Source organism: Streptomyces sp. NPDC058683, assembly GCF_042716195.1.
In the GTDB taxonomy this organism is placed as follows: domain Bacteria; phylum Actinomycetota; class Actinomycetes; order Streptomycetales; family Streptomycetaceae; genus Streptomyces.
Genome location: NZ_JBHXSK010000046.1, coordinates 42,770 through 59,035 on the forward strand (window position 1 = coordinate 42,770; position 16,266 = coordinate 59,035).

The 16,266-nt window shown below is 71.7% G+C and carries 13 protein-coding genes; 1 reads left to right on the forward strand and 12 read right to left on the reverse strand.

The features are described 5' to 3' along the window. The 9 genes from ACFWXC_RS39135 to ACFWXC_RS39175 all read right to left on the reverse strand — a co-directional run bounded on the left by ACFWXC_RS39135 (position 1) and on the right by ACFWXC_RS39175 (position 11,529). Complete coding sequence (locus tag ACFWXC_RS39135; RefSeq protein ID WP_384486560.1) at positions 1–1,296, reverse strand: extracellular solute-binding protein; 1,296 nt, start codon at positions 1,294–1,296, stop codon at positions 1–3. Positions 1,297–1,444: 148 nt separating this feature from the next. Continuing rightward, entirely contained in the window at positions 1,445–2,911 is a 1,467-nt protein-coding gene (locus ACFWXC_RS39140) for a glycoside hydrolase family 43 protein (protein ID WP_384486562.1), read from the reverse strand. Positions 2,912–3,013: 102 nt separating this feature from the next. Next, complete coding sequence (locus ACFWXC_RS39145) at positions 3,014–4,831, reverse strand: APC family permease (RefSeq protein ID WP_384486564.1); 1,818 nt, start codon at positions 4,829–4,831, stop codon at positions 3,014–3,016. A 128-nt stretch (positions 4,832–4,959) separates the two neighbouring features. After that, positions 4,960–6,609 (reverse strand): potassium-transporting ATPase subunit KdpA, encoded by a 1,650-nt coding sequence (gene kdpA / locus ACFWXC_RS39150; protein ID WP_384486566.1) that lies wholly within the window; start codon positions 6,607–6,609, stop codon positions 4,960–4,962. 4 nt (positions 6,610–6,613) lie between these two features. Further along, positions 6,614–7,468: a potassium-transporting ATPase subunit C gene (locus tag ACFWXC_RS39155; protein WP_384486568.1), complete on the reverse strand. Its 855-nt coding sequence runs from the start codon at positions 7,466–7,468 to the stop codon at positions 6,614–6,616. 3 nt (positions 7,469–7,471) lie between these two features. Continuing rightward, positions 7,472–9,625, reverse strand: coding sequence for a potassium-transporting ATPase subunit KdpB (gene kdpB / locus ACFWXC_RS39160; protein ID WP_384486570.1), 2,154 nt, complete (start codon positions 9,623–9,625; stop codon positions 7,472–7,474). Further along, positions 9,625–9,714, reverse strand: a complete 90-nt coding sequence (kdpF, locus tag ACFWXC_RS39165) for a K(+)-transporting ATPase subunit F (protein ID WP_351712384.1) — start codon at positions 9,712–9,714, stop codon at positions 9,625–9,627. Before kdpF ends, kdpB begins: the two co-directional genes overlap by 1 nt. Before the next feature lie 109 nt (positions 9,715–9,823). Further along, positions 9,824–11,158: a diaminopimelate decarboxylase gene (gene lysA / locus ACFWXC_RS39170; protein WP_384486573.1), complete on the reverse strand. Its 1,335-nt coding sequence runs from the start codon at positions 11,156–11,158 to the stop codon at positions 9,824–9,826. A gap of 23 nt (positions 11,159–11,181) precedes the next feature. Beyond that, positions 11,182–11,529, reverse strand: coding sequence for an SAV_915 family protein (locus tag ACFWXC_RS39175; RefSeq protein WP_384486575.1), 348 nt, complete (start codon positions 11,527–11,529; stop codon positions 11,182–11,184). A gap of 299 nt (positions 11,530–11,828) precedes the next feature. Between ACFWXC_RS39175 and ACFWXC_RS39180 the strand changes: the two genes are divergently transcribed. Further along, positions 11,829–12,368, forward strand: a complete 540-nt coding sequence (locus tag ACFWXC_RS39180) for a universal stress protein (RefSeq protein WP_384486577.1) — start codon at positions 11,829–11,831, stop codon at positions 12,366–12,368. 4 nt (positions 12,369–12,372) lie between these two features. Here ACFWXC_RS39180 and ACFWXC_RS39185 read toward each other — a convergent pair whose 3' ends face one another. The 3 genes from ACFWXC_RS39185 to ACFWXC_RS39195 are packed head-to-tail and all read right to left on the reverse strand — an operon-like array spanning position 12,373 to position 16,266. Next, complete coding sequence (locus ACFWXC_RS39185) at positions 12,373–14,913, reverse strand: ATP-binding protein (protein WP_384486579.1); 2,541 nt, start codon at positions 14,911–14,913, stop codon at positions 12,373–12,375. A 1-nt stretch (position 14,914) separates the two neighbouring features. Next, a complete protein-coding gene (locus ACFWXC_RS39190) occupies positions 14,915–15,598 on the reverse strand; it encodes a response regulator (RefSeq protein ID WP_384486581.1) in 684 nt (227 codons plus the stop codon). Next, complete coding sequence (locus ACFWXC_RS39195; RefSeq protein WP_384486583.1) at positions 15,598–16,266, reverse strand: potassium-transporting ATPase subunit C; 669 nt, start codon at positions 16,264–16,266, stop codon at positions 15,598–15,600. The genes ACFWXC_RS39190 and ACFWXC_RS39195 overlap by 1 nt, the downstream gene beginning before the upstream one ends.

The following is a 16,266-nucleotide window of genomic DNA, read 5'->3' on the forward strand; positions in this document are numbered from 1 at the left end:
CTACTGCTCTTCCTTCGCGGTCTTGGTGATCGCCTGGGTGACGTCCTCGGGCGACTTGGACCCGGCGATCAGACCGGCGACGCTGTCGTTGACCTGCTGGCCGACGGCGGGCGCGTACGCCTGGTCGAGGTAGAGCTGGAAGCCGGTGGCGGCCTTCAACTGGGCCTGTACGAGCCGCAGGTTGGCATCGGTCAGCGCGCTCTCGGCGGCCGGGACGACGGGCAGCACGCCGGTCTTCTTCACCAACTCGACGTCCGTGGTCTCGGAGGCGAAGAACTTCAGGAAGTCGACGGCCGCCTGCGGGGCGTCGGCGCGCAGCGCGTGTCCGCCGCCGCCTCCGAACACCTCGGTGATGGTGCCCTTGCCGCCCTCCACCGCCGGGAACGGGAAGAAGCCCAGGTTCGCGCCGACGCCCTTGCCTGCGTCGGCCTCGACGACCGGGGCCCACTGCCCCATCAGCTCCATCGCGGCCTTGCCGTTGCCGACGGTGGCGGCCTGCCCGGTCGGGCTGGAGTAGGCGGCACCCAGGAAGCCCCTCTGGAACGGCTCCAGGGCGACCAGATCCTTCAGATGCTGCCCGGCCTGGACGAACCCGTCGCCGGTGAAGTCCTTGTCGTCGTCGGCCTTCTTGAGGGCGTCGATCCCGGCGGTGCGCATCGCCAGGTACGCCCAGTAGTACATGCCGGTCCAGCTCTCCTTGCCGGCCAGCGCGAGCGGGGTGACCCCGGCGGCCTTCAGCTTCTTCACGGCGTCGAGGAAGGCGCTCCAGGTGGTGGGGGGTGAGCTGACCCCGGCCTGCTTGAAGAGCGCCTTGTTGTACCAGAAGCCGACCATGCCGATGTCGAAGGGGATGCCGTACGTCTTGTTGTCGAGGAGGTACGCCTCCTTGGCGACCGGAAGCAGCCCTTCGGCCCAGGACTTGGTGGGGTCGGTGAGGTCCTTGACGAGCCCGGCGTCGACCTGCTGCTGGAGGACTCCGCCACCCCAGGTGTGGAAGATGTCGGGGAGTTTCCCGGAGGCGGTCAGGGCCGTCATCTTCGACTTGTAGGCGTCGTTCTCCAACTGCACGATCTTTACCTTGACCTTGGGGTTCTGCGCCTCGAACTTCTTGGCGAGGGCGGCCCACACGCCCTTGGTCGGGTTGGTCGTGGAGATGTTCCACCACTCGATGGTGGTGTTTCCCCCCGACGACCCTCCGTCCGAGTCGCCGCCGCAGCCGCTGAGGGCGGTCATGCCCAGTCCGGCGGCCGCGGTGGCCGCCAGGAAACCGCGACGGGACAGTGCCGGGTCGCCCATGATGCGCTCCTTGGGGTACGGGACGACCGACGCCGTCCTGGTTCGGTGGTGCTCTCGGGTCGCCGTTTTCGAAACATTCGGTATTTTCACCGAACGTTCCGAACGGCGACTCTAGAAAGGCGCATCAGGAGCGTCAAGGTGTCGCGCATCAGCTCATGGGCGCGTATGCGAACCAGTCGAAGGCGGCCCGGCCCCGGGTGACGTACATGCCGATGACCCGGCCGGTGAACCCGCCCGCCACCTGTGTGGAGAGATACCGCCCGTCCAGTTCGGCCAGCCGAACGACACCGTCGGGCGTTTCGATCGAGAGGGTCACGGTGTCGGGCCCGCCGCGACTGCCCCCGGTCGTGCCGGTCTCGACGACGAGGGTCACCGGGCCCGGTGGGACCGGGTGTCGGGAGATCGTCTGCCGCAGCGGCCCGATCCGGGCGACCGCGCGCACCGCTCCCCCGCCCACCTCCAGGTCGTAGTGGTGGGCCTCGTCGATACGGACCGAGAGACCGGCGCGTGCCGTGCCCGGGTCGAGCAGCGCGGCGGCACGGCAGTCCGGGTGCTGCTGGCGGCGGCCGACGAAGGTGTGCCCGGCCCGGTCGAGGCTGTCCCCGGTGGCCGTGAGCGTCAGCCACCCGGGCCGTTCGGCCAGCGACCAGGAGCCGTCCGGCCGGCTGCGCGGGGAGATCCAGTGCGGTGCGAGGGCGGTGGCCGTGAAGTCGTCCCGTACGGGCGGCTGTTCGAGCGGATGCCAGGCGGCCGGGGCCTGCTCCCGCTGCCGCACCCGTCCCATGCGCGGCCAGCCGTCCGCCCACTGAACCGGGGCCAGGAAGGTCTCCCGGCCGAGGACGTGGAACTCCGGGAACCAGCCGCGCGGACGGGTGCCCAGCAGCACCGCCCACCACGTGCCGTCGGCCGCCTGGACCAGGTCGGCGTGGCCGGTGCACTGGACCGGCTCCCCGGTGCCCCGGTGGGAGACCAGCGGATTGCCCGGCGCCGGCTCCCAGGGCCCGCGCGGCGAACGGGCGCGGGCCACGGACACCCCGTGCCCGAGCGCGGTGCCGCCCTCGGCGACCAGCAGGTACCACCACTCCCCGACCCGGTACAGGTGCGGCGCCTCGGGGTCGCGCAGCCCGGTCCCGGACCACATCGGCAGCGGCCCCTCCAGCACCTTCCCGGTCCGGGTGTCGATCCGGGCCACCGCCACCCCCGCCACCGCGCACCAGCAGTCGCCGTTCTCGTCCCAGGCGAGATCGGGGTCGATGCCGGGGACGTCGATCCACACCGGGTCGGACCAGGGCCCCTCGGGGCGCTCGGCGGTGACCAGGAGGTTGCCCCCCGCACCGACATTGGTCGTGACGACGTGGAAGAGCCCGTCGTGGTGCCGGATCGTCGGGGCGTACACACCGCCCGAGGCCGGCGTCCCGTCCGGCAGCGCCAACTGGTCCGGCCGGTCGAGCACGTTGCCGAGCTGCCGCCAGTGCACCAGGTCCCGGCTGTGGAAGAGCGGGACACCGGGGAAGTACTCGAAGCTGGAACACACCAGGTAGTAGTCCTCCCCCACCCGGCACACGCTCGGGTCGGGGTGGAAGCCGGGGATGACCGGGTTGTCGTACGTCCGCATGCGCGTGCCCCTCCGCAGCCGTCGCCGAAAGTTTCGGCGAGGTCGGCGAACATTACGAGGCGCACTGTAAGGGGCTGTCCGGGACCCGACAAGGCAGGCGGGCTACAGCTTCAGGCGGTACGGGAGCAGGCAGACCACGACGTCGGTGCGGGCCCGCAGGACGGTGGCGAGGAGCAGACCGCGCTGGTTCTGGAGGATCTCGTAGCGGCGGTGTTTCGGCTCCACCTCGGGGATGAGGACGGCGACCTGGCGGCCGTCCTCCGCCGCCCGCTGCACGTAGTCGACGATGGGCTGCACCAGCGAGTGGTGCGGGCTGTTGACGATGTCGAGGCGCACCCCGGGGTTCCACCGCACCCAGGCCTCCTCCAGCTCACGGGACCTGACCGGGTCGGCGTGCACCGCGACGGCGACCACCTCGTCGCCGAGGGCGAGGGCGGCACCGAGGGCGTGCCGGGCGAGCTTGCTGACCTCGCCGATCGGCACGATCACCAGGCTGCCGGTGTGCCGGGGCGGGGGCTGCGGGGTGCGGCCGAGGCCCAGTTCCTGGCCCACGGCGGTGTAGTAGCGCTGGATGCGGGCGAACAGCAGCATCAGCAGCGGCACGGCGAGCACGACCACCCAGGCACCGCCGAGGAACTTGGTGAACAGCAGGATGACACCGGCGAGGGTGGTGAGCAGGGCGCCGGTGCCGTTGATCAGCGCCCGGCGCTTCCAGCCGGGCGGGCGCTGGGCCGCCCAGTGGCGGACCAGACCGACCTGGCTGAGGGTGAAGCCGATGAAGACGCCGATGGCGAAGAGCGGCAGCAGCCGGTGGGTGTCGGCGTCGGTGGCGATCAGCAGCAGCGTGGCCAGCAGGGCGAGGGCCAGCACGCCGTAGCGGTAGACCGGGCGTTCGGCGCGCAGGCCGAAGAGGTGGGGCAGCCGGTGGTCGCGGGCGAGCAGGCTCATCAGCACCGGCAGCCCGCCGAAGCTGGTGTTGGCGGCCAGGCCGAGGACGAGGGTGACGAGGAGGTTGGTGACGTAGTAGGGCCAGCCGGTGCCGTAGGCGCCCGCGGTGAGCTGGGCGAGGACGGTCACCCCGCCGCGCGGGGCGACATGGTCGCGGTGGATGAGGATCGCCAGGCCGATCAGCATGATCCCGAGCAGCCCGCCCAGCATCAGCTCGGTGCGCTGGGCGCGCCTGACGCTGGGGGGCCGGAAGGTCGGTACGGCGTTGGCGATGGCCTCCACACCGGTCAGGGCCGAACAGCCGGACGAGAACGCCTTGAGGATCACCAGCGCGCCGAGCGCCTCGGTCGCGTGCACGGGCCGGTCGGTGCCGACGACGGCGACCGGGTGCGAGCGCAGCAGACCGAGCAGGATCACGCCGAGGATCGCCACGATGAACAGCAGGGTCGGCAGCATCAGCACCCGGGCGCTCTCGGCGATGCCCCGCAGGTTCACGGCCGTCAGCAGGGCCAGGCCGATCAGGCAGACGAGCAGCTTGTCGCGGCCGAGGGACGGGAAGGCCGAGGCGAGCGCGTCGGCGCCGGCCGCGAGGCTGACGGCGACGGTGAGGACGTAGTCCACGACCAGGCTGGCGGCGGCGAGCAGGCTCGCGGTGCCGCCGAGATCCGCCTTGGCCACGGCGTAGGCGCCGCCGCCGTCCGGGTGAACGGCGATGACCTGGCCGTAGGAGACGACGAGCGCGGCGAGCAGAAAGGTGATCGCCAGGGTGATGGGCAGGGTGGCGGTGAGCGCCCCGGTGCCGGCGACCACCAGGGCCAGCACGATCGCCTCCGGGCCGTAGGCCACCGAGCTGAGCGCGTCCAGGGAGAGCGCGGCCAGCCCCTGCAGGCTGGTCAGACCGTGTTTGCCGCCCTCGCCCGGGCGCAGCGGAACCCTCGGTCTCAGTTCACGACGTGCCAGGCCATACGCCATCGGGACCCCATCACGGCCGGTGGGACGGTCGGCAACAGTGTCCTTCGTGGCCGCCCGGGCCGCCCTGTGAAGGGGCCCGGACGGACCGGCCGGCGTGAGTGAGGGATGGCCGGCCCGTCCGGGAATCTCTACAGGAGCCCCTCCGCCAACGGGCCGAGGGAGAGCGCGGGCAGGAAGTTGAGCAGCGCCAGGATGAGCGCGGCCCCGGTGGCCAGGGCGACGAAGTTGACGCCACGGGCCTGGAGGGTGCCGACGGTGACCACGCCGGGCTGCTGGCGGGCCAGCCGGCCGGCCAGGGCCAGCAGGAACACCATGGGCACATAGCGGCCGACGAGCATCGCCGCCGTCATCAGCAGGTTGTGGAAGTCGGTGGCGCCGTTGAAGCCGGCCATCGCGCTGCCGTTGCTGTTGACGTTGGAGGTGTAGGCGTACACCAGCTCCGTCAGGCCGTGCGGCCCCGGATTGCCCATGGACGACTGCCCGTCGCCGAGCGCGACCGCGAGGGCGGCGCAGCCGAGGACGGCGGTCGGGGCGACCAGCGCGTACAGCACGACGTACCGCATCTCCGGGAACCCGATCCGCTTGCGCAGGTACTCGGGGGTCCGGCCGACCATCAGGCCGCCGACGAAGACGGCGATCAGCACCGCCATGATCAGGCCGTACAGTCCGCTGCCGGTGCCGCCGGGCGCGATCTCGCCGAGCATCATGGCCGACAGGAGCACCCCGCCGCCGAGGCTGGAGAAACTGTCGTACGACGCGTTGGCCGCGCCGTCGGCGGAGCCGGTGGCGGCGACGCCGAAGAGGGTCGAGCCGGGGACGCCGAAGCGGGTCTCGGTGCCCTCGTACGGTCCTCCGACCGCCTCGGTCACCGTGCCGGTGTGGGCGCTCTGGGCGAGGCTGCCGGCCGCCAGCAGCAGGCCGAAGAGGATGCCGACGACCGTGAGCAGGGTCCAGCTCTGCCGCAGGGAGCCGATCATGCGGCCGTAGGTGCGGATGAAGGCGGTCGGGATCAGCAGCATGAGCACGATCTCGATCGCGTTGGTGAGCGCGGACGGGTTCTCGAAGGGGTGGGCGCTGTTGGCGTTGAAGATGCCGCCGCCGTCGCCCGACATCAGCTTGAGCGGCTCCCAGGAGCCGACCGGACCGCCGAGCAGGGTTCCCTGACCGCCCGCCACGGTGGTGACGGTGTGCGGGCTCGCGAGGTTCTGCGGGACGCCGAGCGCGATCAGGATGATCCCGGCGACGATCGACAGGGGCAGCACGATCCGGAAGATCGTACGGATCAGGTCCACCCAGAAGTTGCCCAGCCGGTCGGTGTCCCGGCGGACCAGGCCGCGGATCAGGGCCAGCGCGGCGCAGATGCCGACGGCCGCCGAGGCGAACGCCTGCACGCCCAGGCCCGCCATGACCGCGAGGTGACCGGTGGTGGACTCGCCCGCGTAGTTCTGCCAGCTGGTGTTGGTGGTGAAGCTGACCGCGGTGTGCAGGGCGAGCCGCCAGGGCATGCCCGGGTGGCCGGTGGACCAGGGCAGCCCGCCCTGGAGGGTGAACAGCGCGAACAGCGCGGCGATGCTCATCAGGCTGAAGGCGAGGAGGGCGAACAGGTAGTGCCGCCAGTCCTGTTCGCGGTCCGGGTCGACGCCGCAGACCTTGTAGAGGGCCCGTTCGGCGCGGTGGTGGCGGGCGCCGTCGAGGGCGCGGGCCATGTAGTCGCCGAGCGGGACGTGCAAGCCCACGACGACGGCGAGGACGAGGGTGGCCTGAAGCCAGCCGTACATGGGGTCAGGCCCCCTTCTCGGGATGCGTGCGGTCGAGGGCCGCGTTCAACTGGACGACGTTCACGGCGGGTTCGCCGAGGATGCCGAGGGCCCGGCCGCTGGTGTACTTCTCGACCAGCGTGCGTACGGCGGCCTCGGTCATGCCGCGTTCACGGGCGATACGAGGCGTCTGGAGTCCGGCGTAGGCCGGGCTGATCCCCGGGTCGAGGCCGCTGGCGCTCGCGGTGACCGCGTCGGCCGGGACCTTCGGGTGGGCGGGGGCGTCACCGCGGACGGGGGTGACGACGGCCGCGCCGTAGTCCTCGCCGGGCTTGGCGCACGCCACGGTCAGGCCCTCGTAGGTGGCGAGGAACGGCTTGGCCGGGCAGGCCTGGTCGAGGCTCACGACCCGGGTGGCCTCCCCGGTCGTACCGCCGTCACGGAACACACCGAGGACGGCGCCGACCCCGTCCGGGGTGCAGTACGGCCGGGAGCCGTCGACGTGCTCCAGTTCCCCGACCGCCTTGCTGCGGGCGCAGACCTGGGTCAGCAGGCTCTGCTTGCCGTCCGGGCCGAGGACGTCGACGGTCGACTCCGGGCCGAGGTTGCCGGCGGCGGAGGCCGAGGCGTCGTATCCGGTACCGGCGTTGGAGGGGCGGGGCTGGAAGTAGTACGGGATCGGGTGGCCCTTCTTGTCGAGGAAGGACTGGCCGATCAGGGAGGTACGGCCCGCGGCGTTGTCCCGGAGGCCCGGGACCTGGGCGATGACGGTCATCCCGAGGGGATAGGCGAGGCCCAGGAGGACGGTGAGCACGATGACCACCCGGATCGCCGCCACGTGGTGGCCGATCCAGGAGGGCATCCTGGAGAGGAAGGTCATGAGTCAGAGCCCCGGGATGAACTGGACGACGGCGAAGTCGATGAGCTTGATCGCGAGGAAGGGCAGCACGAGTCCGCCCATGCCGTAGATCCACAGGTTGCGGGTGAGCAGGGCGTCGGCGCTGCTGGGCCGGTAGCGGACACCGCGCAGCGCCAGCGGGATCAGCGCGACGATGATGACCGCGTTGAAGATCACCGCGGACAGGATCGCGGAGGCCGGCGAGTGCAGCCGCATGATGTTGATCGCGTCGAGGGCGGGATAGACCCCGCCGAACATCGCCGGGAGGATCGCGAAGTACTTGGCGATGTCGTTGGCGATCGAGAACGCGGTCAACGCGCCCCGGGTGATGAGGAGTTGCTTGCCGATCTCGACGATGTCGATGATCTTCGTGGGGTCGGAGTCGAGGTCGACCATGTTGCCGGCCTCCTTGGCGGCCGACGTACCCGTGTTCATGGCCACGCCGACGTCCGCCTGCGCGAGCGCCGGCGCGTCGTTCGTACCGTCGCCGGTCATCGCGACCAGTTTGCCGCCCGCCTGCTCCTTCCTGATCAGGGCGAGCTTGTCCTCGGGGGTCGCCTCGGCGAGGAAGTCGTCGACACCCGCCTCCTCCGCGATGACGCGGGCGGTGACCGGGTTGTCGCCGGTGATCATGACCGTGTGGATGCCCATCCGGCGGAGCTCCGTGAAGCGCTCCCGCAGACCGGGCTTGACGACGTCCTTGAGGTGGATGACGCCGAGCATCCGGGCCGGGCCGTCGCCGGAGGCCTCGGCCACCGCGAGCGGGGTGCCGCCGGAGGCCGAGACCTGCTCGACGCAGGCGTCCAGGGCGACCGGTACCGTGCCGCCGTTCTCCGCGACCCAGGCGGCGACCGCGGTGGCCGCGCCCTTGCGCAGCCGTCGGCCGGACGGCAGGTCCACCCCGGACATCCGGGTCACGGCGGAGAAGGCGACCCACTCGGCGCCCTCGGGTTCGGTGGCCGCGATGCCGAACTGTCCCTGCACGTACTCGACGATCGAGCGTCCCTCGGGCGTCTGGTCGGCGAGGCTCGACAACATGGCGGCCTCGGCGAGCTGCCGTCCCAGCACGGAACCGACCGGCAGCAGGGCGCTCGCCCGCCGGTTGCCGTAGGTGATGGTGCCGGTCTTGTCGAGCAGCAGCGTGTTGACGTCACCCGCCGCCTCCACCGCGCGGCCCGACATGGCGAGCACGTTGCGCTGCACCAGCCGGTCCATGCCCGCGATGCCGATCGCGGAGAGCAGTCCGCCGATGGTGGTCGGGATCAGGCAGACCAGCAGGGAGACCAGGACGATGCCGGTGACGCCGTCGGCGGTGAGCGCCTGGGTGTCGGGCGCGGCCGACATGAACTCCTTGGAGAAGATCGCCATCGGCTGGAGCGTGAGGACCGCGACCAGGAAGACGAAGGTCATCATCACGAGCAGCAGGTTGAGGGCGAGCTCGTTCGGGGTCTTCTTCCGGTTGGCGCCCTCGACCAGGGAGATCATCCGGTCCAGGAAGGACTCGCCGGGCTCCTGGGTGATCCGCACGACGATCCGGTCGGACAGCACACGGGTGCCCCCGGTGACGGCGGAGCGGTCGCCGCCCGACTCCCGGATGACCGGCGCGGACTCTCCGGTGATCGCCGACTCGTCGATGCTCGCCACGCCCTCGACGACATCGCCGTCACCGGGAACCAGCTCCCCCGCCTCGACGACCACGAGGTCACCGCGCCGCAACTCGCCCGCGCCGACGCTCTCTTCGCCGAACGAGCCGCTCTGCGGGCCGGTGAGCCGGCGGGCGACGGTCTGGCGGCGCATCCCGCGCAGGGTGTCGGCCTGGGCCCGGCCCCGGCTCTCGGCGACCGCCTCGGCGAGGTTGGCGAAGACGACCGTCAGCCACAGCCAGACGGTGATCAGCCAGCCGAACCCGGACGGGTGGGCGATCGCGAGCCCCGTGGTCAGGGCCGCGCCGATCTCGGTGACGAACATGACCGGGTTGCGGGCCAGGGTCACCGGGTTCAGCTTGCGCAGGGCGGCCGGGAGGGCCCGCCACAGCTGCTGGGGGTCGAGCAGTCCGGCGCCGATCCGGCGCGCGGACTCCGCGTCGGGTGGCCGTACGCTGCCGGCGGGTTTCTCGCGGACGGGTGCGGGCGCGGTCATCAGAAGCGCTCCGGCTTGATCAGGGCCACCACGAGGTAGGCCAGCAGGGCGACCGCGACGATCAGCCCGACGATGTTCTCGATCGTCACAGCGACCTCTTCTTCAACAGCAGGCGTGGTACGGGGACTTGGGATGGGACACCTCCGGGCGAGGGCCGGGCCGTCGCTCGCCCGGAGGTGGATCGGGGGACGGGCCGGACTACAGGCCGACGTCCCGGCGGCGGATGTCCTCCAGGGACTCGCGGCGGACCAGCAGACGGGCGTGGCCGTCCCGGACCGCGGTGACCGGCGGGCGGCCGACCAGGTTGTAGCCGGAGGCCATGGAGAGGTGGTACGCACCGGCCACCGGGACCGCGAGCAGGTCGCCCGGGCGCAGGTCGGAGGGCAGTTCGACGTCCGCGGCCAGGATGTCCCCCGCCTCGCAGTGCCGCCCCACGACGGTCACCGGAGCCGGCGCCGCGCCGCTGGTGCGGCCGACCAGCCGGGGCGCGTACCGGACGCCGTACAGCGCGGGCCGCGGGTTGTCGCTCATCCCGCCGTCGACGGCGACGAAGGTGTGGTCACCGGTCTTCTTGACGGCGAGGACGCGGTACACGGCGATCCCGGCCGGTCCCACGATCGCCCGGCCCGGCTCGATGATCAGGCGGGGCACCGGCAGCCCGGCCGCCGCGCACGCGTCCGACAGCTCGGCGCGTACCTTGCGGGCCAGGGCGGTGAGGTCGAGGGCCTCCTCGCCGGGCCGGTAGGCGATGCCGTGGCCGCCGCCGAGGTCCAGCTCGGGCAGCACCAGTCCGTGCTGCTCGTGCAGGCGGGCCATGAGGCCGACCATCCGGCGCACCGCGGCGAGATACGGCTTGACGCTCGTGATCTGGGAGCCCAGGTGGCAGTGCAGTCCGGTGAGTTCGAGCTGCGGCTGGTCCAGTATCCGGGCGATGGCGTGCTGGGCGTACCCGTCGGAGATGGACAGCCCGAACTTCTGGTCGTCCGTGCCGGTGCGGATCTTCTCGTGGCCGCCCGCGCTGATCCCGGGCACCACCCGGACCATGACCTTCTGGTGTCCGTCGGGTCCGACGGCGGCGGCGAGCCGGGCGATCTCCGAGGGGCTGTCGATCACGATCCGCCCCACGCCCAGCCGCAGCGCGGTCTCCAGGTCCCGCGGGGACTTGGCGTTGCCGTGCAGCACGATCCGCTCCGGCGGGAACCCGGTGGTGACCGCGAGTTCCAGTTCGCCGGCCGAGCAGACGTCCAGGCCGAGACCCTCCTCCTCGGTCCAGTGGACCATGGCCCGGCACAGGAACGCCTTGGCCGCGTAGAGGACTTCGGCGTCCGGGAAGGCGTCCCGGTAGGTGCGGCAGCGCTCGCGGACCTCGTTCTCGTCCAGGACGTAGACGGGCGTGCCGAAGCGGTCGGCGACCTCGGCGAGCGGGACGCCGCCCACGGCGAGGTCGCCGGGCCGCGGCTCCGTGGTGGAGGCGGGCCACACCGACAGGTCGGCCGGCGTGCTGGTGAAGACGGGTTCGTGCAGGGTGGTCATCGACCGCTCCCCTCTCAGACGGTTCAGGCGGTTCGGGCGACCCGCAGGGACACGGCGACCGGCGCGAGCGGTCGTACCGGCGTGGGCGCCGGTGCGGACAGCTGGGGGTCGACCGTGACGGTGGTGACGCCGAGCGGTGCGGTCAGGGCACGCAGCGCGGGTTCGGCGAGCCGGATCCAGGCCTGGTCGGGGCCGAGCGTGGCGGCGAGTCGGCGGGCCGAGGTGAAACCGACGGCGGTGCGCTCGCCCAGGGGAGTGCGGAACAGACGGGCCGCACATCCCGCGGGTCCCGGCCGGACGGGTACGAACAGGGGTCCGGCCGGGAAGCGATCGGAAGGCTCCGGATCGTCACCGCACAAGAGTTCTGGCATGGGATGCCTCCTGGTACAGGTAAGAGCTGGTGCCCCGGACGCGGGGAGGCTGACCGGGGCTCACCCAAGAAGCTATGCCCGCCCCCGGCACTCCTCCGATGCCTCATGACGGGACGCTGACGGTGATCGCGGCGACGTTGACGGGATGCTGACGGAGGGGCCGTCGACGCTGGTAGCAGGCGTCAGAGGCGTGCCAAGAAGCGGCTGCGGGACTGGCCCGCGCCCGGCTCCGGGGAGTGTCATGGAGGCGGTCCGTCCCCGGGACACGCCCGGGGCCGCTGCGGAAGTACGGTGGATACATGTCCGGTTACGACACCTGCACATCCGGTCGGGTCGTCGTCGGTGTGAGCGGTTCGCTGGGCAGCGTCACGGCTCTGTACCGGGCGGCGGCGGAGGCCCGACGCCGGGAAGCCGAGCTGTGGCCGGTGCTGGCCTGGGAGCCGCCCGGCGGCGAGCTGGCGGCGCGCCGCTCCCCCACCCCGCCGGCGCTGGTCGAGGAGTGGCAGCGGCTGGCCCGGGAGCGGCTGCTCGTCGTGCTCGGCGAGGTCTTCGGCGAGGCGGCGCCGGCCGGCGTCCCGCTGCACGGTCTCGTGGTCCGCGCCACCCCCGGCCTGGCCCTGGTGGAGACGGCCGACCGGGACGACGACGTCCTGGTCGTCGGCGCGGGCCGGCGCGGCTGGCACCGGGCCTTCTCGGGTCGCGTCACCCGCTACTGCCTGACCCACGCCCACTGCCCGGTCCTCGCAGTGCCGCCGTCCCCGCTGGAGGACGCGCTGACCTCCGCACACCGCCGCAACACCTGGCATCTGCCGCTGAACGTACGGCAGTTGTCGTCCTGAGGCGTTACGACGTCACCGCGGCCGAGAGATCCGGCCGCTCCGGTCTGCGCCCCGGTGCCAACGGCAGGCTCAGCACCATCGTGAGCCCCCCGCCCGGCGTGTCCTCGGCCGTGAGCGTGCCGCCCATCGCCTCGGTGAAGCCCCGGGCCACGGCCAGCCCCAGGCCGACACCGGCTCCGCGCGGCGAGTCGCCGTAGCGCTGGAAGGGCTCGAAGATGCGTTCCTTGGCCTCGTCCGGGACGCCTGGTCCGCGGTCCACCACCCGGACCTCCACCCGGTCGGCTATGGAACTGGCCTTCACCAGTACGGGGGTGTCCGCCGGGCTGTACTTCACCGCGTTCTCGACCACGTTGGCGACGACCCGCTCCAGCAGCCCCTTGTCGACGTGGACCATGGGCAGCGTCTCCGGGATGTCCAGCCTGACGCTGTCCTCGGGGACCCCGCCGAGTGCCATCGGCACCACCTCGTCCAGGTCGGCCTCGCGCACGATCGGCGTGACGGTGCCGGTCTGCAGGCGGGACATGTCGAGCAGGTTGCCCACCAGGAGGTCCAGCCGGTCGGCGCCGGCCTCTATCGCCTCCAGGAGCTCCGCCCGGTCCCGCTCGGACCACTGCACGTCGTCCGAACGCAGCGACGACACCGAGGCCTTGATGCCGGCCAGCGGGGTGCGCAGATCGTGGCTGACGGCGGCCAGCAGCGCGGTCCTGATCCGGTTGCCCTCCGCCAGCTCCTTCGCCTGGTCGGCCTCCTGCTGGAGCCGCTGCCGGTCGAGCACGACGGCCGCCTGGGCGGCGAACGCGGCCAGCACGCGCCGGTCGGAGGCCGGCAGCACCCGCCCGGACAGGGCGAGCGTCATGTGGTCGCCGACCGGCATGTCGACGTCCGCGTTCTCCGGTGTCCGGCAGGGCTGCGGCCCGACGCTGCCGGCGCAGGTCCACGGTGCCACGTCGTCCGCCCGCTCCAGCAGCGCCACCGACTCCATGCCGAAGGTCTCCCGCACCCGCTCCAGGAGCGCTTCCAGGCTGGTCTCGCCGCGCAGCACGCTGCCCGCCAGGAAGGAGAGGATCTCCGACTCGGCGCGCAGCCGGGTCGCCTGCTGGGTGCGCCGGGCCGCCAGGTCCACCACCGACGCCACCGACACCGCGACCCCGACGAAGATCGCTATGGCGACGATGTTCTTGGGGTCGGCGATCGTGAGGGTGTGCACGGGCGGGGTGAAGAACCAGTTGAGCAGCAGGGATCCGACCACCGCCGAGGTGAGCGCCGGGAGCAGTCCGCCGAGCAGGGCCGCGGCGACCGTCAGGGCGAGGTACAGCAGCATGTCGTTGGCCAGGCCCACCTCCGGTGCGGTACTGGTCAGCAGCCAGGTCAGCAGGACCGGCCCGAGCACACCGGTGAGCCAGCCCCAGATGATCCGGGACCGGCCGAGCCGCGCCGAACGCCCCAGCGGGAGCCGCCCCTTGCCGACCTCGTCGTGCGTGATGAGGTGGACGTCGAGATCGGGCCCCGACTCCCGGGCGACCGTGGCGCCGACGCCCGGCCCGAAGACGTACTGCCAGCTGCGGCGCCGGGAGACACCGAGGACGATCTGGGTGGCGTTGACCCCGCGCGCGAAGTCGAGCAGGGCGACCGAGACGTCTTCGCCGACGACGTGGTGGAAGGTGCCGCCGAGGTCCTCGACGAGGGTGCGCTGGACGGCGAGTTCCTTCGGGGAGGCGGAGGTGAGCCCGTCGCTGCGCGATATGTAGACGGCCAGCACCTCGCCGCCGGCGCCCTTCTCGGCCAGCCGTGCGGCCCGCCGGATGAGGGTGCGCCCCTCGGGCCCGCCGGTCAGGCCGACCACGATGCGCTCCCGCGAACCCCAGATGGTGGAGACCCGGTGCTCGCTGCGGTACTCGTTCAGGTACTCGTCGACCCGGTCCGCCACCCAGAGCAGGGCGAGTTCGCGCAGGGCGGTGAGGTTGCCGGGCCGGAAGTAGTTGGACAGGGCCGCGTCGACCTTGTCCGGCTGGTAGATGTTGCCGTGCGCCATGCGGCGGCGCAGGGCCTGCGGGGACATGTCGACCAGCTCGATCTGGTCGGCGCGGCGCACGACTTCGTCGGGGACGGTCTCCTGCTGCCGTACCCCGGTGATGGCCTCGACGACGTCGCCCAGCGACTCCAGGTGCTGGATGTTGACCGTCGAGACCACGTCGATCCCGGCGGCCAGCAACTCCTCCACGTCCTGCCAGCGCTTGGCGTTGCGGGAGCCCGGGATGTTGGTGTGCGGGAGTTCGTCGACGAGGGCGACCTGAGGACGGCGCGCGAGGACGGCGTCCACGTCCATCTCCGTGAACACCGCGCCCCGGTACTCCAGTTCCTTGCGCGGGATCTCCTCCAGGCCGTGCAGCATCACCTCGGTGCGCGGCCGGTCGTGGTGCTCGACGAACGCGACCACGCAGTCGGTGCCGCGCTCGATCCGGCGGTGGGCCTCGGAGAGCATGGAGTAGGTCTTGCCCACTCCGGGTGCCGCGCCGAGGTAGATCCGAAGCCTGCCGCGTGCCATGTCATCCTTCGAAGCGGTAGCCCATGCCGGGCTCGGTGATCAGATACCGGGGGTGCGCGGGGTCCGCCTCCAGTTTGCGGCGGAGCTGCGCCATGTACACCCGCAGATAGTTGGTCTTGTTGCTCTGCGAGACACCCCACACCTCCTGCAGCAGATGCTTCTGCGTGACGAGCCGGCCGGGGTTGGTGACCAGGATCTCCAGCAGATGCCACTCGGTGGGGGTGAGCCGTACGTCGTGGCCGGCCCGTACGGCCTTCTTGGCGAGCAGGTCGATGGTGAAGTCGGGCGTCTCCACCAGGGTGGTCTCGGGGGCGAGCGGCACGTCCTCGGTACGGCGGACCGCCGCCCGCAGCCGGGCGAGCAGTTCGTCCATGCTGAACGGCTTGGTGATGTAGTCGTCGGCGCCCGCGTCCAGCGCGGCGACCTTCTCGTCGGAGGCCTGCCGTGCCGACAGCACCAGGATCGGTACACGGGTCCAGCCGCGCAGCGCCTTGATGACGTCGACCCCGTCCATGTCGGGCAGTCCGAGGTCGAGCATCACCACGTCCGGCTGACGCGCGGCCGCCAGCCGGAGGGCCGTGGCGCCGTCGGGCGCCGCGTCCACTCCGTACTGGCGTGCCTGCATATTGATCACGAGTGCCCGTACGAGCTGTGGGTCGTCTTCCACGACCAGCACTCGGGTCATCAGCTGCCCTTGATCAGTTCCTTCAGCGCGATGTTGAGTTCGAGGACGTTCACCCGCGGCTCACCGATGAAGCCCAGGGTGCGGCCGTCGGTGTGGTCCTTCACCAGCTTCTCCACCTGGTCGACGGAGAGGTTGTTCTTCGCCGCGACCCGGTGGACCTGGAGCTCGGCGTAGACCGGGGAGATGTCCGGGTCCAGGCCGGAGCCCGAGGAGGTGACGGCGTCGGCCGGCACCTGGGCGGGCGTGACCGTGTAGCCGGGCACCGAGTTGTCCTTGACGACCGCGGCCTTGGCGTCCTTCACCTGCTGGATCAGCACCTTGTTGTCGGCGGCGAGGTTGGTCGCACCCGAAAGGATCAACGTGTACTTGGTGTTGATGCTGTTGCTGCCGAGCCCGTTGGCCGGGCGGCCCTGGAACCACTGCAGGTCCGCAGCCGGGGTCTCCTGACCCTTCTTCAGCGGCAGGTTGTACGACTGGCCGATCAGGGACGAGCCGACGACCTTGCCGTCCGCCTTGACCTCGGAGCCGTTCGCCTTGCTGTGGAACGCGGCCTGGGTGATGCCGGTGACCACCAGCGGGTAGACGACGCCCGTCACCACGGTCAGCACGAGGAGGGCGCGCAGGCCCGCCCAGAGCAGCCGGGCGGTGTTGCTTACGGAGTTGTTCAT

Bases quoted from the DNA above. Each gene is read 5' to 3' on its own strand.
- ACFWXC_RS39135 (WP_384486560.1), bottom strand. From the start codon at position 1,296: ATGGGCGACCCGGCACTGTCCCGTCGCGGTTTCCTGGCGGCCACCGCG.
- ACFWXC_RS39140 (WP_384486562.1), bottom strand. From the start codon at position 2,911: ATGCGGACGTACGACAACCCGGTCATCCCCGGCTTCCACCCCGACCCG.
- ACFWXC_RS39145 (WP_384486564.1), bottom strand. From the start codon at position 4,831: ATGGCGTATGGCCTGGCACGTCGTGAACTGAGACCGAGGGTTCCGCTG.
- kdpA (WP_384486566.1), bottom strand. From the start codon at position 6,609: ATGTACGGCTGGCTTCAGGCCACCCTCGTCCTCGCCGTCGTCGTGGGC.
- ACFWXC_RS39155 (WP_384486568.1), bottom strand. From the start codon at position 7,468: ATGACCTTCCTCTCCAGGATGCCCTCCTGGATCGGCCACCACGTGGCG.
- kdpB (WP_384486570.1), bottom strand. From the start codon at position 9,625: ATGACCGCGCCCGCACCCGTCCGCGAGAAACCCGCCGGCAGCGTACGG.
- lysA (WP_384486573.1), bottom strand. From the start codon at position 11,158: ATGACCACCCTGCACGAACCCGTCTTCACCAGCACGCCGGCCGACCTG.
- ACFWXC_RS39175 (WP_384486575.1), bottom strand. From the start codon at position 11,529: ATGCCAGAACTCTTGTGCGGTGACGATCCGGAGCCTTCCGATCGCTTC.
- ACFWXC_RS39180 (WP_384486577.1), top strand. From the start codon at position 11,829: ATGTCCGGTTACGACACCTGCACATCCGGTCGGGTCGTCGTCGGTGTG.
- ACFWXC_RS39185 (WP_384486579.1), bottom strand. From the start codon at position 14,913: ATGGCACGCGGCAGGCTTCGGATCTACCTCGGCGCGGCACCCGGAGTG.
- ACFWXC_RS39190 (WP_384486581.1), bottom strand. From the start codon at position 15,598: ATGACCCGAGTGCTGGTCGTGGAAGACGACCCACAGCTCGTACGGGCA.
- ACFWXC_RS39195 (WP_384486583.1), bottom strand. From the start codon at position 16,266: ATGAACAACTCCGTAAGCAACACCGCCCGGCTGCTCTGGGCGGGCCTG.